Origin of the sequence: Lacimicrobium alkaliphilum, from assembly GCF_001466725.1 — a bacterium.
In the GTDB taxonomy this organism is placed as follows: Bacteria; Pseudomonadota; Gammaproteobacteria; order Enterobacterales; family Alteromonadaceae; genus Lacimicrobium; species Lacimicrobium alkaliphilum_B.
In genome coordinates this window covers 1,313,982-1,330,705 of the sequence record NZ_CP013650.1, presented here as the reverse complement: position 1 = coordinate 1,330,705, position 16,724 = coordinate 1,313,982, and the positions used below count along the sequence as shown (strand labels likewise).

Annotated in this window: 13 protein-coding genes and 1 pseudogene; 9 read left to right on the top strand and 5 right to left on the bottom strand. The window is 50.1% G+C overall.

Annotation, left to right across the window (positions count from 1 at the left end; genetic code table 11):
- Position 1: 1 nt before the first annotated feature.
- A complete protein-coding gene (locus tag AT746_RS06030) occupies positions 2-1,297 on the bottom strand; it encodes a sigma-54 interaction domain-containing protein (RefSeq protein ID WP_231731023.1) in 1,296 nt (431 codons plus the stop codon).
- 185 nt (positions 1,298-1,482) lie between these two features.
- Here AT746_RS06030 and AT746_RS06025 point away from each other — a divergent pair, with 185 nt between their 5' ends.
- The 6 genes from AT746_RS06025 to AT746_RS06000 all read left to right on the top strand — a co-directional run bounded on the left by AT746_RS06025 (position 1,483) and on the right by AT746_RS06000 (position 8,966).
- Positions 1,483-2,760, top strand: a complete 1,278-nt coding sequence (locus AT746_RS06025; RefSeq protein ID WP_062477828.1) for an NAD(P)/FAD-dependent oxidoreductase — start codon at positions 1,483-1,485, stop codon at positions 2,758-2,760.
- A 294-nt stretch (positions 2,761-3,054) separates the two neighbouring features.
- Complete coding sequence (locus AT746_RS06020) at positions 3,055-4,626, top strand: cytochrome ubiquinol oxidase subunit I (protein WP_062477826.1); 1,572 nt, start codon at positions 3,055-3,057, stop codon at positions 4,624-4,626.
- Positions 4,623-5,759, top strand: a complete 1,137-nt coding sequence (gene cydB, locus AT746_RS06015) for a cytochrome d ubiquinol oxidase subunit II (protein ID WP_062477824.1) — start codon at positions 4,623-4,625, stop codon at positions 5,757-5,759. The genes AT746_RS06020 and cydB overlap by 4 nt, the downstream gene beginning before the upstream one ends.
- 12 nt (positions 5,760-5,771) lie before the next feature.
- Positions 5,772-5,876, top strand: coding sequence for a cytochrome bd-I oxidase subunit CydX (gene cydX, locus AT746_RS06010; protein WP_062477821.1), 105 nt, complete (start codon positions 5,772-5,774; stop codon positions 5,874-5,876).
- Positions 5,869-7,476 carry an ABC transporter ATP-binding protein/permease gene (locus tag AT746_RS06005; RefSeq protein WP_062477819.1) on the top strand — a complete coding sequence of 536 codons (1,608 nt, stop codon included), beginning with the start codon at positions 5,869-5,871 and terminating at the stop codon, positions 7,474-7,476. Before cydX ends, AT746_RS06005 begins: the two co-directional genes overlap by 8 nt.
- The gene (locus tag AT746_RS06000) at positions 7,470-8,966 is read left to right on the top strand and encodes an ATP-binding cassette domain-containing protein (RefSeq protein WP_156413637.1); all 1,497 of its coding nucleotides are present in this window, start codon (positions 7,470-7,472) and stop codon (positions 8,964-8,966) included. Before AT746_RS06005 ends, AT746_RS06000 begins: the two co-directional genes overlap by 7 nt.
- 9 nt (positions 8,967-8,975) lie before the next feature.
- On the opposite strand, the gene AT746_RS05995 is transcribed toward AT746_RS06000, so the two are convergent.
- The gene (locus tag AT746_RS05995; protein WP_062477813.1) at positions 8,976-9,392 is read right to left on the bottom strand and encodes an acyl-CoA thioesterase; all 417 of its coding nucleotides are present in this window, start codon (positions 9,390-9,392) and stop codon (positions 8,976-8,978) included.
- Positions 9,393-9,457: 65 nt separating this feature from the next.
- Between AT746_RS05995 and AT746_RS05990 the strand changes: the two genes are divergently transcribed.
- Positions 9,458-11,605, top strand: a complete 2,148-nt coding sequence (locus tag AT746_RS05990) for a tRNA(Met) cytidine acetyltransferase TmcA (protein WP_062477810.1) — start codon at positions 9,458-9,460, stop codon at positions 11,603-11,605.
- Between the two features lie 32 nt (positions 11,606-11,637).
- Complete coding sequence (locus tag AT746_RS05985; protein WP_231731022.1) at positions 11,638-12,297, top strand: 2OG-Fe(II) oxygenase; 660 nt, start codon at positions 11,638-11,640, stop codon at positions 12,295-12,297.
- Between the two features lie 22 nt (positions 12,298-12,319).
- On the opposite strand, the pseudogene AT746_RS05980 reads toward AT746_RS05985, so the two are convergent.
- Both AT746_RS05980 and AT746_RS05975 read right to left on the bottom strand, forming a co-directional pair.
- Positions 12,320-13,206: pseudogene (locus tag AT746_RS05980) on the bottom strand (alpha-E domain-containing protein).
- Positions 13,207-13,241: 35 nt separating this feature from the next.
- On the bottom strand, positions 13,242-14,693 hold the full coding sequence (locus AT746_RS05975) for a circularly permuted type 2 ATP-grasp protein (protein ID WP_062477807.1): 1,452 nt from the start codon (positions 14,691-14,693) through the stop codon (positions 13,242-13,244).
- Between the two features lie 170 nt (positions 14,694-14,863).
- Here AT746_RS05975 and AT746_RS05970 point away from each other — a divergent pair, with 170 nt between their 5' ends.
- The gene (locus tag AT746_RS05970; RefSeq protein WP_062477804.1) at positions 14,864-15,604 is read left to right on the top strand and encodes a peptidase; all 741 of its coding nucleotides are present in this window, start codon (positions 14,864-14,866) and stop codon (positions 15,602-15,604) included.
- A 17-nt stretch (positions 15,605-15,621) separates the two neighbouring features.
- Here AT746_RS05970 and AT746_RS05965 read toward each other — a convergent pair whose 3' ends face one another.
- Positions 15,622-16,707 (bottom strand): zinc-binding metallopeptidase family protein, encoded by a 1,086-nt coding sequence (locus AT746_RS05965; protein ID WP_062477801.1) that lies wholly within the window; start codon positions 16,705-16,707, stop codon positions 15,622-15,624.
- Positions 16,708-16,724: the final 17 nt, after the last annotated feature.

Below are 16,724 nucleotides of genomic sequence, written 5' to 3'. Positions count from 1 at the left end.
GTCAGGACTTATTCAGTTTGAGGCCATATTTTTGTAGTTTGCGGTAGAGTGTGCGGGCACTGACACCCAGTTGTCTGGCTAATTCTTCCGGCGTGCCCTGGTAGGTCTGGCACAACCTAGTCAGGTACTGCTGCTCATGCTCCTGTAAGGAGGTAATCGCTGTTCCTTGCACTTCGCCTCTTTCCTGCAACGCAACGGGCAGATCTTCAGGCCAGATAACATCATCATTGGCCATCAATACGGACTGTTCAACCAGATTCTTCAGTTCCCGGATGTTACCGGGAAAATCGTGCGCTGTGATGCATTGCATTGCCTGGGCAGAGAAGGTTTTGTGCCCTTTATATCCGGTGCCAAGAAATTGCTCAATCAGCAAGGGGATATCGTCCCGTCGTTGTCTTAGTGGCGGTAAACGCAAGGTTAACCCCGCTATCCGGTAGTATAGATCCTGCCTGAACTCCCCTGCTTCAACCAACTGCAATAAATCTTTGTGAGTAGCACAAATCAGCCTGAAGTCTGAGCGTTTAGGTTGCAAACCTCCTACTGAGCGAAAGGTTCCGGTTTCCAGCAAACGTAACAGTTTAACCTGCGAATGCAGCGGCACATCACCTATCTCATCAAGAAACAGGGTCCCCCCATCGGCTTCCTCAACCAGCCCTTTCTTGTTATGTGTCGCGCCGGTAAACGCGCCTTTATGATGCCCGAATAGCTCACTTTCAAATAGCGCGTCATTCAGCCCGGCACATTCAATAATGATAAAAGGTTTACTGTGGCGTTCACTGGCATCGTGAATCGAACGGGCAACCAGCTCTTTGCCGGTGCCAGTTTCACCCTGCAATAACACGCTGATATCCGATGACGCCGCTCTGTTAATTCGGTTAAGCAATTTATTAAAACACTCAGTTCGTCCCACCATCTTATGCTCTGCCACCTCTGCCGAGGCGTATAGTATGCGGTCGAGGATCTCCAGATATCCAAGGGTCATGCCATCTTCATCCCTGATCGGGCGCATCAGAATATCGCAATGCTGTTTTCCTTGTGGAGTCTGATGCACATGCACAACCCTCGCTGTTCGGCCAGATTGAGCACAGCTTAGTAGCGGGCAATCCTCTCCGTGGCGATCACAGGGCTCAGAAGCCCCATGAGAAATCTCATAGCAATGACTGCTACCGGTATAGATCTGCTGCGAATAAGTGTCCTTATACGCCTGATTAACGGCCTGAATACGATAATCAGGAGTAATAAAAATCGCCGGTTTCTCTACCGCATCGATCATGGACTGGATAACAGGAAGATTCATAATAACTGCCATTTTTGGCAAAACACTACCCTCAATACTGACATATTTGACAAAACAGACACAAGCTTATTACCACATATCCTCATCAACAGCGCGCGAAAGCCGCCAGAACAGGGCCCGGACATTCTGGCACCAAACTTGTTAACAGTTGCTTTACAACGTAACTGATATAAGAAAGAGGAACTATGGCTAAAGTGGTTATTCTGGGGGCCGGCACCGGAGGAATGCCTGCCGCCTATGAAATAAAGCAAGCCCTTGGTGAATCCCATCAGGTGGTGATGGTTAATGAGCGCCCGGAATTCAGATTCGTACCGTCAAACCCCTGGATTGCGGTGGGCTGGCGGGAACCCGATGCCATTACCATTCCGATTGAAAAGTATCTGAACAGAAAGAAAATTGATTTTGTCTGTGCCAGAGTCACAGCAATTGAAGCTAAGCAAAATCGTTTGCTTACTGAGGATAACTTACACATCGATTATGACTACCTGGTGATTGCCACCGGCCCGAAACTGGCCTTTGACAGCATCCCCGGAGCTGGTCCCGATAATTATACCCAGTCTGTTTGTACCCTCGACCACGCGCTACGCTGCCGGGACAGTGTTGAAAAGCTGATTGCTCAGCCAGGGCCGGCCATTGTGGGTGCATTTCAGGGCGCAAGTTGTTTTGGACCGGCCTATGAATACGCCTTTATCCTGGATAAAGCCCTCAGGGATGCCAAAATAAGGCACAAAGTGCCTATCACCTATGTCACCAGCGAGCCTTATATCGGCCATCTGGGCCTGGGCGGTGTGGGGGATTCCAAGTCACTGCTTGAGTCTGAACTCAGGCAGCGGGACATTAAATGGCTTTGCAATGTGCGGGTAGACGAAGTGCAGGATAAACAGATGCTGCTCAGCGAACTGGACAGAAAAGGCAATGTAGATATGCAGCATAATTTGCCTTTTGTGCACAGTATGTTCATTCCCCCCTTTGCAGGTGTTGATGCAGTAGCAGGTGTAGATAAGTTGTGTAACCCCAAAGGCTTTGTGATAACCGATGCCTTTCAGCGCTCACCCATATACCCGAATATTTTCTCCGGTGGGGTCTGTGTAGCCATTCCACCGGTGGAAGATACACCTGTTCCCACAGGCACACCGAAAACAGGTTATATGATTGAAACTATGATGACCGCCATCGCCCATAACCTTAAAGCCATTATCATTGATGGCACTGAACCTCAGAGAAAAGGCACATGGCATGCAATATGTCTGGCTGACATGGGAGACACCGGCGCGGCTTTTGTGGCAATGCCACAAATACCACCACGCAATGTGACCTGGTTTAAAAAAGGCAAATGGGTGCATCTGGCCAAAATAGGTTTCGAGAAGTACTTTCTGCGTAAAATGAAAACCGGTAACAGCGAACCTCTGTACGAGAAGTATGTATTAAAAGCCCTGGGTATTGAGCGTCTCGAAGAAAAATAGAACAGCATAGCCTTTTTACAGGTGCCGGAATACACCGGCACCTGTATCGAAGTTTATTCAGCTGTCATTTATGACAGAAAAAATAGTCAAAGCCATTAGCCCCGTCTCAACCTTTTTTCTGCTTACTCTTTCAATAAAGAATTTCTCTATTTTTTACAATAAGTTAAGAACAGCTATTACTTTTTAGGTACTCATTAAGTGATATGGATCAAATATTGCTATTGTGGGCTGTGTCAGGCTATTCGCTGACAAAAGTTGAATCACAGATCAAGGCCCGATAATGGAGATACCCCTATGAATGAAACCCTGATCGAACTGTCCCGTTGGCAATTCGCCCTGACGGCCATGTTCCACTTTATCTTTGTGCCTCTGACCCTGGGCCTGAGTTTTCTGCTCGCGATTATGGAATCGGTCTATGTGATGACGGGTAAGGAAATCTACAAGCAGATGACCAAATTCTGGGGCAAGCTGTTTGGCATTAACTTCGCTATTGGTGTGGCCACAGGTTTGACCATGGAATTCCAGTTTGGCATGAACTGGTCTTACTATTCCCACTATGTGGGCGATATCTTTGGTGCGCCTTTGGCCATTGAAGGCTTAATGGCCTTTTTCCTCGAATCCACCTTCGTCGGCCTGTTCTTCTTTGGCTGGGACAAGATGTCCAAAGTCAAACACCTGATGACGACCTGGCTGGTAGCCATAGGCTCAAACTTTTCAGCCTTATGGATCCTGATCGCCAACGGCTGGATGCAATTCCCTGTGGGAGCCGAATTTAATATTGAGTCCATGCGCATGGAGATGACCAGCTTCGCCGAGGTTGTCTTTAATCCCGTGGCACAGGTGAAGTTCGTACATACCGTGTCTGCCGGATATGTCACTGGTGCTATCTTTGTACTGGCAATCTCCAGCTATTATCTGCTGAACAACAAGGATATTGCTTTTGCCCGGCGTTCATTCGCCATCGCATCGAGCTTTGGGCTGGCTTCGATTCTGTCTGTAATTGTACTGGGTGATGAAAGTGGCTATGAGCTGGGTGATGTGCAAAAAGTTAAACTGGCAGCCATTGAAGCCGAGTATCAAACTCAGCCGCCCCCAGCGGCCTTCACTTTGTTTGGTATTCCCAATGATGAAACCCAGACCACTGATTATGCGGTAAAAATACCCTGGATGATGGGCCTTATCGCCACCCGTTCTTTGGATGAGGAGGTCACAGGTTTACTGGCCTTAAAAGCACAGCACAAAGAAAAGATTATTGCCGGCAGTCAGGCCTATGGCCTGCTTGAGCGAGTTAAGGGTGGCACTGCAACAACCCAGGAAATGGAAGCCTTCAACGCTAACAAAGACTTCCTTGGCTATGCCATGTTGCTGGAGCCTTTCACTTCCGATATCAGTGCGCCTGATGAAACCGCAATACAAAAAGCTATGGATTACAGCATCCCTCCGGTGGCACCGCTATTCTGGAGTTTCCGGCTGATGGTAGGCAGTGGATTTTTGATGTTGGCTCTGTTTGTGCTCGCTTTCTGGTATAGCACCAAGCACCAGATTACCAAGCCCCGCTGGTTGCTCAAAGCCGCTTTGTGGAGCCTGCCCCTGCCCTGGATTGCCTCAGAAGCCGGCTGGTTTGTGGCCGAGTTTGGTCGCCAGCCCTGGTCAATTGCTGAGGTGTTGCCGGTGCACGCGTCGGTATCTAACTTGTCTGTATCCGATGTGGTATTGACCATGGTGCTGTACACCAGCTTCTATCTGGTGATGTTTATCCTGGCGTTTTATCTGATGCAAAAATTTGCCAGACAAGGACCATCAGAGCTTGCCAGACAAGCCGAACAGGACAATCTTGATATGCAGGTTAAAGGAGCGCAGGCATGATCGATTATGAAGTTTTACGTATTATCTGGTGGTGCCTGATCGGCGTATTACTGATCGGCTTTGCCATCACTGACGGCTTTGATCTGGGCGTCGGCTCGCTGCTGACGCTGGTCGGCAAAACCGACGAAGATCGCCGTATAATGATTAACACCATTGGTCCTCACTGGGATGGTAATCAGGTCTGGTTTATCACCGCCGGTGGCGCCATATTTGCGGCCTGGCCGGTGATTTATGCCACCGCCTTTTCGGGCTTCTATCTGGCTCTGGCGCTGACGCTAATCGCTCTGTGGATGCGGCCATTAGGTTTTGATTATCGCAGTAAACTACCGAACAAAAAGTGGCGACAAAGCTGGGACTGGGCCCTGTTTGCAGGCGGCCTGATCCCGGCGCTAATCTTCGGTGTGGCCTTTGGCAACTTACTGCTTGGTGTACCCTTTGAAATGGATGCCAACCTGAGATCCACCTATACCGGTAGTTTCTTTGGGTTATTGACGCCCTTTGCGCTGCTGACCGGTCTGATTTCCGTTGCCATGTTGCTTAACCATGGCGCCACATGGCTACAGTTAAAAACGGCTGATAATTTACTGGTCCGTGCAAGAAGCGTTTCTGTGGTGCTGTCACTGGCAACTGTTGTTTTGTTTATCCTGGCAGGTTTGTGGGTTGCCTTTGGCATCCAGGGCTATGTCATCACCTCTGCAGTGGACACCTTAGCCACATCAAACCCGTTGAATAAAACGGTTACGGTGGAAACCGGCGCCTGGATGCAAAACTATGGTCGCTACCCCTGGATGATGCTTGCCCCACTGACCGGTATTATTTCCGGGCTGGCCTGTGCCTGGTTCTCCTGGAAAGGCCGGGGCGGCTGGGCCTTTGTCAGCAGCGCGCTGAGCATGACCGGGATTATTCTGACCGCAGGGCTGTCGATGTTCCCCTTTCTAATGCCCAGCTCTACCAATCCTGATGTCAGTCTGACCATGTGGGACGCCACTTCCAGTCTGTTGACCCTTAAGATCATGTTCGCGGTAGCCTGTATTTTTGTACCCATCGTACTGGGGTATACCGCATACAGCTTTTGGGTGATGCGTGGGCGACTGAAGCAGTCACAAATGAATCAAAGTCATGTTCTTTATTAGGAGAGACGAGTTATGTGGTATTTCACCTGGATTTTAGGCGTACTGTTAGCTTGTGCCTTTGGCATTATCAACGCCATGTGGCTCGAATCCACAGAAGATCTGGACAGGGATGAGTGAGCGTAATAAATCGCAGGAACACCAGTTAAGTAACTGGCTGAATGCAAACGGGGCGGCCCATCGGGCCGCCCTGTTATTGTTGACCCTGTTTGGTGTTGCCGCAGTTGTCAGCCAGATTACCTTGTACTGGTTCCTGTGCAGCATTGCCCAGACCCTGATAGTGGAGGCTAATCCGGCACAGCAATCCGATGTATTTTCTCTCGGTTGTGCGGCTTTTAGCTGGGTCATGTTCGAATGGTCTCGTCAGGCCCTGAGCCAACGCATTGAACTGAGTATCAGCCAGCAGTTTCAACACAGACTGCATGCTCAATTGCTGTCAGGCCAATATGCTTTGGTTCGTCAGCACAATCATTTTTTCTGGCAACAACTTTGGCTGGAACATATTCCCGCTGTTGCACAGTATCTGGTCAGATACCGGATTCAGCAACGCATGGCTGTAGTCACGCCACTACTCGCGATTATTTTACTGTTTCCGGTTAACTGGGCAGTGGCCGCGGTATTACTGGTCAGTATGCCCGTGGTCCCGCTGTTTATGTATCTTATCGGCTCGGGCACATCGGCATTGCACCAGAAGCACTTTGTGGCCCTGGAGAGGCTCGGCAGCCTTTTCGCAGACAGGTTACAAGCCAGCCAGTTGATTCATATTCACGACGGCCATCAAAGCCAGCTCAATATGTTGGCCAACAGCAGTAAAATGCTTAACCGGCGTACCATGGAAGTGGTTAGTCTGGGGTTTCTATCAACCACTGTGCTCGATTTCTTCTCCACTCTGGCCGTGGCTCTGGTGGCCGTGTTTGTTGGCTTTAATCTGCTGGGCGAGATCCGCATTGGTGCGACCTTGTCACTGGATCAGGGGCTCTTTATGCTGTTGATTGCGCCGTTGTGCTTCGCTGAACTAAAACTGCTGGGCCGTTACTATCATCAGAGATCGGCAGCAATAGCCGCCGCCGGGGAACTACACCCCATACTGAACAGACCGCTTCATAAAGATGTGGATGAGAAGTTCAATGGTTTTGACTTGCAAGACTTTGAGAGTGTGGTGCCCCGGCTGATATGCCACCATCTGAGCCTTAATAAAGGCGACTGGGTTCAGTTACAGGGCGATTCAGGCAGTGGAAAAAGTGTGCTTTTAGAGTGCCTTATGGGGCAACGGCCAGCCAGTCACAGTGTCTGCGGAAAAAAAGTTCTGCTCACCCAACATGCTCTTATCACCCCCGCTACCCTTAGAGAAAATTTGTGCCTCGGGCACGCCTATACCGATATACAGCTATGGCAGTCTCTGGAGCAGGTCGAGCTGAAAAACTGGGCTGAGACGCTGGCAGACGGACTCGACACCATAATGGGTGAACGCCCTCCCATGTCTGGCGGACAAAAGCAACGTCTGGCACTGGCAAGAGCCCTGCTTACTGATGCACCGCTCATATTGCTGGACGAACCCACTGCCCATCTGACGGAAGCGCAACATCAACGGGTAAGCCGTATTATCAGACAAAGGTTTCAGAGCCGCACTCTCATCTGGGCCTCCCATAAAACGCTGCCGGCGGATTGGTTTAACAAACATTGGCAGGTCAAGGATTCCGAGGTGAAAGTATTGTGTTAAGCAGGCTACCGGCATTGTTGCTGGCATTAATGCACATGGGTTCAGGATTGATCCTGCTGTTGTTTTCAGCCTGGTTTATTGCTGCCAGTGCTGTTGCAGGCAATGGTTTTAACTACATGTTACCGGCTGTGGTGATCCGGGCTCTGGCATTGATTCGGATAGCCTCAGGATACGGGCAGATGTGGCTCGGCCACCAGCAGCTCCTGAATCACCTCTGTGACATACGCCTGAACCTGTTCAGGCGATGTATCAATGGCTGGTTAGATAATAGTGACACTGGTGCCGAGGCGCTGACCCAGCATACTCAAGCAGTAGCGAATATCTGGATTGCCTGGATAGCGCAAAACGCCGGCGCAATTATCATGCTTTCAATCGGTGTCGGCAGCGCAATCTGGTTGGTACCGGGACTGTCTTCCTACGCCTGGTCGCTATTGCTGGTCTATTTGTTGATTACCCTGTGGCTTGTTATTGCCGGTCTGCGTCAGACCAAAGGCCTGCTGCAAGCGCAGCAGCGCTTTGTAGAAGACAGCGAAGCGCAGTTAAAGGCGGCAACCCTATGGCCGCTGCAAAAAACAATCAACCTTGCTGATGCCTCGTCACTCTGGCGGGCCAGAAAAAAACGTCAGTTTCAGAGTGACTCAGGTGTCAGTCTGCTGCATGCCGTCAGTCTGGGACTATTGGTTTTAATGATCGCACAACTCCCGCAGCACTATGCTGGCGAAGCGGTACTGCTGGTGTTAGTCATGCTTCTTTTAACCGCACGTGACTGGCTGGCACCAGCAATCACCAGCCATCCCGCGCTGACAGACTACCTTCATGGCGCTGAGGGGCTGGAGCAGCTAAAGGTCACTACGGTTACAAAACTCAGTTGCACGCAACCAATAAAGACCCTGCAGCTAAAAGACTTTAAAGCAACCAACATGCCCGTACCGAATGTGAATCTGCGCATACCAGACAAAGGTATTGTGCTGATTAAAGGAAGTTCGGGCACGGGTAAATCAAGCCTGCTCAAGGGCATTTGTGGCCTGCTACCTTATGAGGGTTCGCGCAGGCTAAACGGAAAAGACTTAGCGCAAGGCCATGTTCAGAACTGGCACTACAGTGACCAGACTCCCGTTTGCCTCAGTGCCACCCTGAGGGATAATTTATGTATCGCCAATCAAAAGGTCAGTGAGCAAGAACTTAAAGAGGTGCTGCTGATGGCGGATCTACCGCAACTGCAGACTAATTTGCAACAATGGCTCGGCCCTGTAGGCCGGAGATTATCAGGTGGCGAACTGAAACGCCTGAATCTGGCCAGAGCCATACTCACCAACGCCGAGCTGTTATTGTTGGATGAGCCTTTCGAAGGCCTGGCAGTGACACAACAAAACAAAATGGCGCTAACCATTAACCATCTTGCCGCAGGCAGACCCGTAGTGGTCGCCACCCATATCATCCCTAAGGACTTAGATGTCACTGCCGTACTGGAGCTCGAAGAAGAACTCTGAAAAAACAGGCTATTCGGCCATATTTAACCGGCGCAGCTCCTGCTCGGTTTGTTTTTGCAGTTCTTCCATGGTTTTGCCATGGGGCATGGGGGCTTTGGTCTCAGGATCTACCCGCACGAAGACAATATCATCGGCAAAGCAGATGGTTTTTTTGGTGGCCTTATTGCGCACCAGACAGGAAACGGTAATAGAAGTACGCCCGACCTTTTTGGTTTCCAGGCCGAACTCCACCACATCACCTGACAACGCCGGGCTTTCAAAGCTGATCTCACCAATATGCTTGGTGACAAGATAATTGCTTTCCAACTGGCAAATGGCGTAGATTGCCGCTTCTTCATCTATCCATTCCAGTGCCCGGCCGCCAAAAAGGGCATTGGCATAGTTAAGATCATTGGGCATTACCAGACGACGGGATAAAAAGCGCATTCGTATTCCTTAGATATTTTCAATAAACTCAATTATATCAGTTATTTTGTGACTCAGGAGACCCAGTGTCCGCACCAACATTACCAGATAGCTGGCTGCAGCAGCGCCTGAGCGGGCGCTTTCATCGCCAGTTGGTGTTAATCAGTGGCAGTGAAACATGGACAATGGCCCAAGCTGAACAGATCCGCCAGCAATTCTCTGGCCGCAGCCTGTGGGTTGGTCATCAGCCTGATAAAACAGGTGTGGACTGTGCAGCTTATCGTCACTATCTGGGAAGAGAATATGATCTGCTTATCTACAATGCCTTTTCGGGAATACGGGCCAATGCCCTGATGGCGCTGTCCGGTACCGTTATTCAAAACGGGCTGATGTTGCTGCTTTGCCCTGAACGTAAAAGCTGGCCAGCATTTACCGATCCCCAGTGGACTAAGCGCTTTTCTTATGGTTTTGACCTCAGCAGCATGCAAAGCCGGTTTATCAACTGGCTGCTGGAACAGGCTGATTCCGATAAGCAGGTTATTACCCTGACTGAAAAGGGAGGCACCGGTGAAATGGCAGCAATAACCTGCCCACTACCCCGTCTGCGAGGCCCCTATATCACAGAAGATCAGCAGCAAGCGGTGGAGGCTGTGATTAAAGTAGCTACCGGGCACAGAAACCGCCCACTGATCCTCACCGCCGATCGGGGCCGCGGCAAATCTTCGGCGCTGGGCATTGCCGCAGCCAGCTTAATCAATCTTGAGAAAAAGCATATTCTGATTACTGCGCCCGCTATAGAGCAAACTGAACAGTGTTTTATCCATGCTGCTAAAAATATTGAGAGTGCGCAGAGACATCCTTATCAACTTACTGCAAAAGCCGGTGGCAGTATCCGCTTTCAGCCTGTGGATCAGATTATTCGCGAGAACACCGGGGCCGACCTGTTAATGGTAGATGAAGCGGCGGCCATCCCTGCGCCGCTGCTTAAAACCCTGGCCGAAAGTTACAGCCGAATCGTATTCAGCAGCACAGTGCATGGCTATGAAGGCTGTGGGCGCGGCTTTGAGCTGCGCTTCAAACCGGTGTTACAGACGCTGCGTCCACAGGCCCGTTATCTGCACATTGATCAACCTGTACGCTGGCAACAGGGTGATTGTCTGGAAAACTTCTGGTTTAAGGTGATGCTGATGGACAGCGCTAAGACGGTACCTGCAGCCGCCCCCATCAATACCGATAAGCTGGTATTCATGCAACTACAGCCTGATAAACTGATTAAGCAGCCACAACTATTACATCAGTTGTTTGAGCTGTTGATCAACGCCCACTATCAGACCAGCCCTGATGATCTGGTGCGCCTTTTAGATGCACCACAAAGCCGGCTTTTTGTATTAAAGACTGAGGACAAAATCTTTGCGGCGATATTAGCCGACGAAGAGGGAGGAGACAGGCTCAGTCATCTGGACGCTGATATTGCCCTGGGCAAACGCCGCGTTCAGGGTCATCTGCTGGCGCAGAATCTGAGCCATTGGCTGAACAACAGTACACTGGCCGGTTTGCGCTATTTACGTATTGTGCGTATCGCTGTCGCACCAGATTTCTGGCAACAGGGGCTCGGCAGTCATTGTCTTGCTGAGCTCAGTCAATATGCCAAAGCCCATAACTTCGACATTGTTGGCAGTTCATTTGGTGCAACCGGCCAACTGATGCGATTCTGGCAGAAAAACGACTTTGTGCCCTGCAGACTGGGACTGAAACAGGATATGGCCAGTGGTGAACACAGTATAATTGTTTTGCAGGGGCTGACAGAACAAGGCAGACATACACTTTCAGCGATTCGTAGTGAATTTCAGCGGGAGTTTTTAGCCCTGTTACCCGGCCCCTTTCAACATATTGAGTCAGAGCTGGTCAGGCGGGTAATCCTGAGCTTCCCCGCCATTGAAGCCCCGCTAATGTCAGACAATCATAAGCTAAAACGCTTCGCTGAGGGCTATGGCACGGTCGATTCAATTTTTGTGGCATTGCAGCAGCTTTGCCTGTGGTGGTGCCAACAATCCGATACCGACGACATTACCGAAACGGATACTGACGCTCTGATACGCTATACCCTGCAATACCAGTCACAACAACAGATTTGTGATGCTATGGAAATAAACGGGCGCAAGGCCTTTACCAAGCTATTAAGGCAATTAGTCTGCGCATTAATTTTTGATGACAAAATCATCAAACTGGAGTAAAAAGCGCTACCTCAACCAGAACTGAAAACGCCTTGACCGCTGTTACTTTGCCCCAACAAGGGCTCACACCTGATGCACTGGATAAACTCGCCGATGATCTGAGCGACAAAGGCTATTGCCTGACTCCCGGTTTGTTGCCACTCGACATCGCTCAGCAACTACTGACGGAAGTCAGTCAGCTCAATCAGCACTGCTTCGAGCCGGCGGGTATTGGTCGTGAGTTACAACAACAACAGAACCAGTTTGTGCGTACCGATGCGATTCACTGGCTGAACGGCAAGACCCCGGCACAACAGGCATTTATATTGCTGATGGAAAATCTGCGCCTGGCCATTAATCGCCGGTTATTTATGGGTTTATTTGACTATGAGTGTCATTTTGCTCAGTACCGCCCCGGGGATTTTTATAAAAAGCATCTGGATGCCTTTAAAGGTCGCACCAACAGAGTGCTTAGCACGGTGTTGTATCTGAACCCGGGCTGGAGCAGCTGCGACGGCGGCGAATTACTGATGTACGAGCAGGGCACCCCCCAACCCTTTCTGAAGGTCACGCCACTGTTTGGACAAATGCTGATTTTCTTAAGCGAGCGCTTCCCCCATGAAGTCCGGCCTGCGATGCGGAATCGCTACAGTATTGCCGGTTGGTTCAGGGTTAACGCCAGTATTGGCGGGGCAATTGATCCTCCAGCTTAAGGCCATCGATGCCCTGCCTGACTTAAAAATAGGTATCGCTGATCTGCTCGGCTATTTTGATCAGACCCAGTTGCATTTCATCAATAAACTCATGCAGGCGTTCCTGCTTTAACGATTGCGGCTTAGCTTCCAGCAGCTTTGATTGCAGCACATCAATGGGCGCAATGGCGCGCTCGTGCTGCGGCAACTCCTGCAATTGATCTTTAACCTGCTCAAGAGTATGCAGCAGGGACCGTGGGAAATGGGATTCCAACAACAGAAATTTCAACACATCGGCCCGGTTGATACGCAGACGCATTTCCCGCCGGTACATCTGATAAGCCGACATGGATTTGAGTACCCCCATCCACTGAATGTTATCGAACGCAGATTGTTCATGGGTGATATCTGGCAGCAATGTCGCCGAACGCACATCAATAATACGGGTTGTCATATCGCCCCGCTCAAGATTGCGCCCCATACGTAAAAGGCATAGCCTTCATCATGGGTCATGGTGCCGGATAACATGCCGGTGATGGTCTGATTACCGCGAATCACACCAATCAAGGATTCATAGCGGTGGCGCCGGCCAAGAATCGACTGACAGTTTTTCTTTGCTGATAAGTACAGGGCGTTGATCTGCTCCCAGCTCTCTCTGGGAATGATTTCCCTGATGGTACGCGCATTTTCCCTGGCATTGGTAAGAGAGTTGATGATCGAACCAGGATTATTTTTATCCGAGACCATGTATTTGACCACACTGTGTTCATCGGCCTGCTCATAGTGAGCATAGAAATCCTCTCTTACTGACAAAATATCGATAATGGGCTCCCAACCCAGTTTTACCGTTTTGGGTAAATCCAGTAACAGGTGAGAGTTAACGTTAATCACCCTGGCGGTATTTTCCGCCCGCTCCAGGTATCTGGCCATCCAGAATATATTGCTTGCTACCCGTGACAACATGATTAAGCCTCCATATCCACTATCCAGGTATCCTTACTGCCGCCACCCTGAGATGAATTCACTACTATCGATCCTTTGGTCAGAGCCACCCGGGTTAAGCCGCCCATAGTGACCTGAATATCCTTAGCACTTAATACAAAAGGACGTAAATCCAGGTGTCTTGGCTCCGCTTTATTGTCAATAAGGGTGGGGGCCGTGGAAAGCATCAGCATCGGCTGGGCCACGTAATTGCGGGGATCCCTGCGAACAAGACGTTTAAACTTTTCACATTCCGCCTTGCTGGCATGGGGACCGATCAACATGCCATAACCACCGGATTCATTGGCAGGTTTGACCACCATATTATGAATATTCTCAAGCACATAGTCCCGCTCCTCCTTGTTAATGCATTTATAGGTGGGAACATTGGGAATAATCGCCTCTTCGTTGAGATAGTAGCGAATAATCTCCGGCACGAAAGCATAGACCACCTTGTCATCGGCGACACCGGAACCCGGAGCATTGGCCAGCGCCACATTGCCCGCCTGCCAGGCCCGCATCAGGCCAGGCACACCGAGCATGGAATCAGGGTTAAACGCATCGGGGTCGATAAAATGATCATCGATTCTGCGGTAAATCACATCCACCCGCGCCGGGCCCTCAATGGTGCGCATATAGACAATATCGTCTTTATCCACAAACAAATCCCGTCCTTCCACCAGTTCTGCCCCCATCTGCTGAGCAAGGTAAGCATGTTCAAAATAGGCAGAGTTATAGATACCTGGCGTGAGTACCACGATTTCCGGCTGGGCAATATCACGGGGCGATAACTGACACAAGGTATCGTAAAGGTGAGAGGGATAATCATCCACCGGCAGGATATTGTATTGTTCAAACATCTCGGGGAACACACGCTTCATCACCTGGCGGTTCTCAAGCATATAAGATACCCCTGAGGGCACCCGCAAATTATCCTCCAGCACATAGACGGTACCATCTTTATCCCTGACCAGATCTGAGCCGCAGATGTGTGCCCAGATCCCCAGTGGTGGATGAACCCCCTTACATTGAGGCAGGAAGTTCTTTGATTTTTTAAGCAGGTCAGCGGGAAATACGCCATCTTTGATGATCTGCTGCTGGTTATACAGATCATCAATAAACATATTCAGTGCTTTGACACGTTGTTTTAATCCCGCCTCAACCTTTAGCCACTCCTGCTTGTCGATAATGCGTGGAATAATGTCAAAGGGCCAGGCGCGATCGATAGACCCTTCGTCTTCATGATAGACCCGGAAGCTGATGCCCATAACGTGGATGGCGGACTCAGCGGCAACCTTATATTCTTCCAGATCCTTATCCGTCAGACTGCGCAGATATCCACATAATGTCTCGGCTGCAGCGCGAGGTTTGCCTGCAGCGCGTAACAACTCATCATACAAATTGCTGACTTTGTAGCTTCCCCAGCGAATCGCCATTCTGCTACTCTCCTTTTTGTAATTAGACTTTTTTATCGCCCGAACACAGTATAAATAGTGGCAGTTGTACAGCAGAATGCAAAACTGATTGTTTTTACTAACATCTGCATAGAGAATGTGGCGAAAAATAATTTATGTGATTCAGCGTTTCAGCTGTACAGGGGTAATGTGTGACCTATTGTCTGGCAATCAGTGTGAACAAAGGCCTGGTGTTTGCGTCTGATTCGCGCACCAATGCCGGGGTGGACTATGTAGCGACTTACAGTAAGATGCATCGTTATGCCTGGCCCGATGAGCGGGTCGTGGTGTTGCTTACCGCGGGTAGCCTGGCCACTTCACAGGCGGTGGTTAACGCCATTAACTCGGATCTGGAAGACCCCCGGGCGCCTTTTAATCTGCGAAAAGGTAAACATCTTTATGATGTTGCCAGTTACATCGGTGCGCTGAGTCAGAAAGAGCAGCAACAGCATGCGCCGGCACTGGAGAAAAGCAATGCCAGTGCCGAGGCCAGTTTTATTCTCGGTGGTCAGATTGCCGGTAAGGCCTGCGAAATCTATATGATTTATCCTCAGGGCAATTACATCAGCGCCTCAGAAGATACTCCTTACTTGCAGATAGGCGAAAACAAATACGGCAAGCCCATACTGGATCGCATTATCACTCCCCATACCTCTCTGGAAGACGCGGGGCGCTGTGCCATGGTGTCACTCGATTCTACGGTACGCAGCAATATCAGTGTGGGTTTACCCATAGAATTGGCGATACACACCAACAACAGTATTGAGGCTCCCTGGCACAGTAAATATACCGCGTTCAGCCCCATGTATAAGTCGATGCAAAAACAGTGGAACGAAGGGCTGCGACAGGCATTTAGTGGCCTGCCCAGATTCGACTGGGAAAAAGAGGATTAATAGCCGAATTAGCCCGACTAACCAACAGCCGCTGCGCCGATAACCTTGTGCACAAAGCGCAGCTTATCGGTGGCGATAGTGGAAATCACAAAGGGATAGGCGTCGTCTAACCCCATACTGCGGTTAAGGGCATTTAATACCGCCGTCAGGCGACACCAGTCATTAAATAACTGATTAAAATGAGCCTCGTTTTTAGATTCATCACTTTGCGGCAACTGCTGCAAGGGGTTGATCACCTGATGTGAGGATACACTGAAATCAAAATCGCTGGCGGTTTCCAGCGTGTCCACCATATGCAGATAATGCGCCCAGGTCTCTGCCCAGTCTTCCCAGGGGTGCATGCTTGCGTATGCACTGACCCAGACTTTGTGCCAGTCAGGCGCAGGGCCCTGCTCATAATAATGTTGCAGTGCATAGGTATAATCTAACCGCTCATCGCCAAACAGCTGTCGGAATTCCGTCAGCCACTGACTGCCGCGTACCAGCTTGTCCCAGTAATAGTGACCGGATTCGTGACGAAAGTGCCCAAGCAAAGTACGATATTGCTCATTCATCTCCTCACGCATTTTCATCCTTGAACTGGGTTCGGCTTCTTTGAGATTAAGGGTAATAATGCCGGCACTATGGCCGGTGGTAACGAAGTTTTTCACCGTCAGTTCGTTGCCATACTCATCTTCAGTCTGATCCTCCAGAAACTCAAAACCCAGCCCCTGAACGGGATCTTTTTGCCTTGAAACCACCGGCAGTTCGAGTTTAAACAGGGTATAGAGCAGACGTCGCTTGGCCTGCTCCATCCGGAACCACAGTCGCCGGTTCTCTGGTTGATCTAGGTTGGGTATGGTGCGGGTCAGTTGGCAGGAAACACATAACTCACCTTGCTCCTCAACGGGTATCATCCAGTTGCACACATCGTGAATAGAATAATTCTTACACTGACGATAGAGTCTGCCATTTGCAGCGGCACGCCAACTGCCGGCATCATGCCTGGTAAAGGCGCTGAGTTTCTTTTCATCAGGCAAAAAACCCAGCATCAGGCCACAACTGACGCACCGGGTGTTGGCGAAATGCAGAGTATTACCGCACTGACAAGAGAAGGTTCGCATACTTTGGTACCAAGGGT

Excerpts from the sequence above, each read along its gene's own strand:
- AT746_RS06020 (WP_062477826.1), top strand. The coding sequence starts at position 3,055 with ATGAATGAAACCCTGATCGAACTGTCCCGTTGGCAATTCGCCCTGACG.
- AT746_RS05995 (WP_062477813.1), bottom strand. The coding sequence starts at position 9,392 with ATGCGCTTTTTATCCCGTCGTCTGGTAATGCCCAATGATCTTAACTAT.
- cydX (WP_062477821.1), top strand. The coding sequence starts at position 5,772 with ATGTGGTATTTCACCTGGATTTTAGGCGTACTGTTAGCTTGTGCCTTT.
- AT746_RS05965 (WP_062477801.1), bottom strand. The coding sequence starts at position 16,707 with ATGCGAACCTTCTCTTGTCAGTGCGGTAATACTCTGCATTTCGCCAAC.
- cydB (WP_062477824.1), top strand. The coding sequence starts at position 4,623 with ATGATCGATTATGAAGTTTTACGTATTATCTGGTGGTGCCTGATCGGC.
- AT746_RS05975 (WP_062477807.1), bottom strand. The coding sequence starts at position 14,693 with ATGGCGATTCGCTGGGGAAGCTACAAAGTCAGCAATTTGTATGATGAG.
- AT746_RS06025 (WP_062477828.1), top strand. The coding sequence starts at position 1,483 with ATGGCTAAAGTGGTTATTCTGGGGGCCGGCACCGGAGGAATGCCTGCC.
- AT746_RS06030 (WP_231731023.1), bottom strand. The coding sequence starts at position 1,297 with ATGAATCTTCCTGTTATCCAGTCCATGATCGATGCGGTAGAGAAACCG.
- AT746_RS06005 (WP_062477819.1), top strand. The coding sequence starts at position 5,869 with ATGAGTGAGCGTAATAAATCGCAGGAACACCAGTTAAGTAACTGGCTG.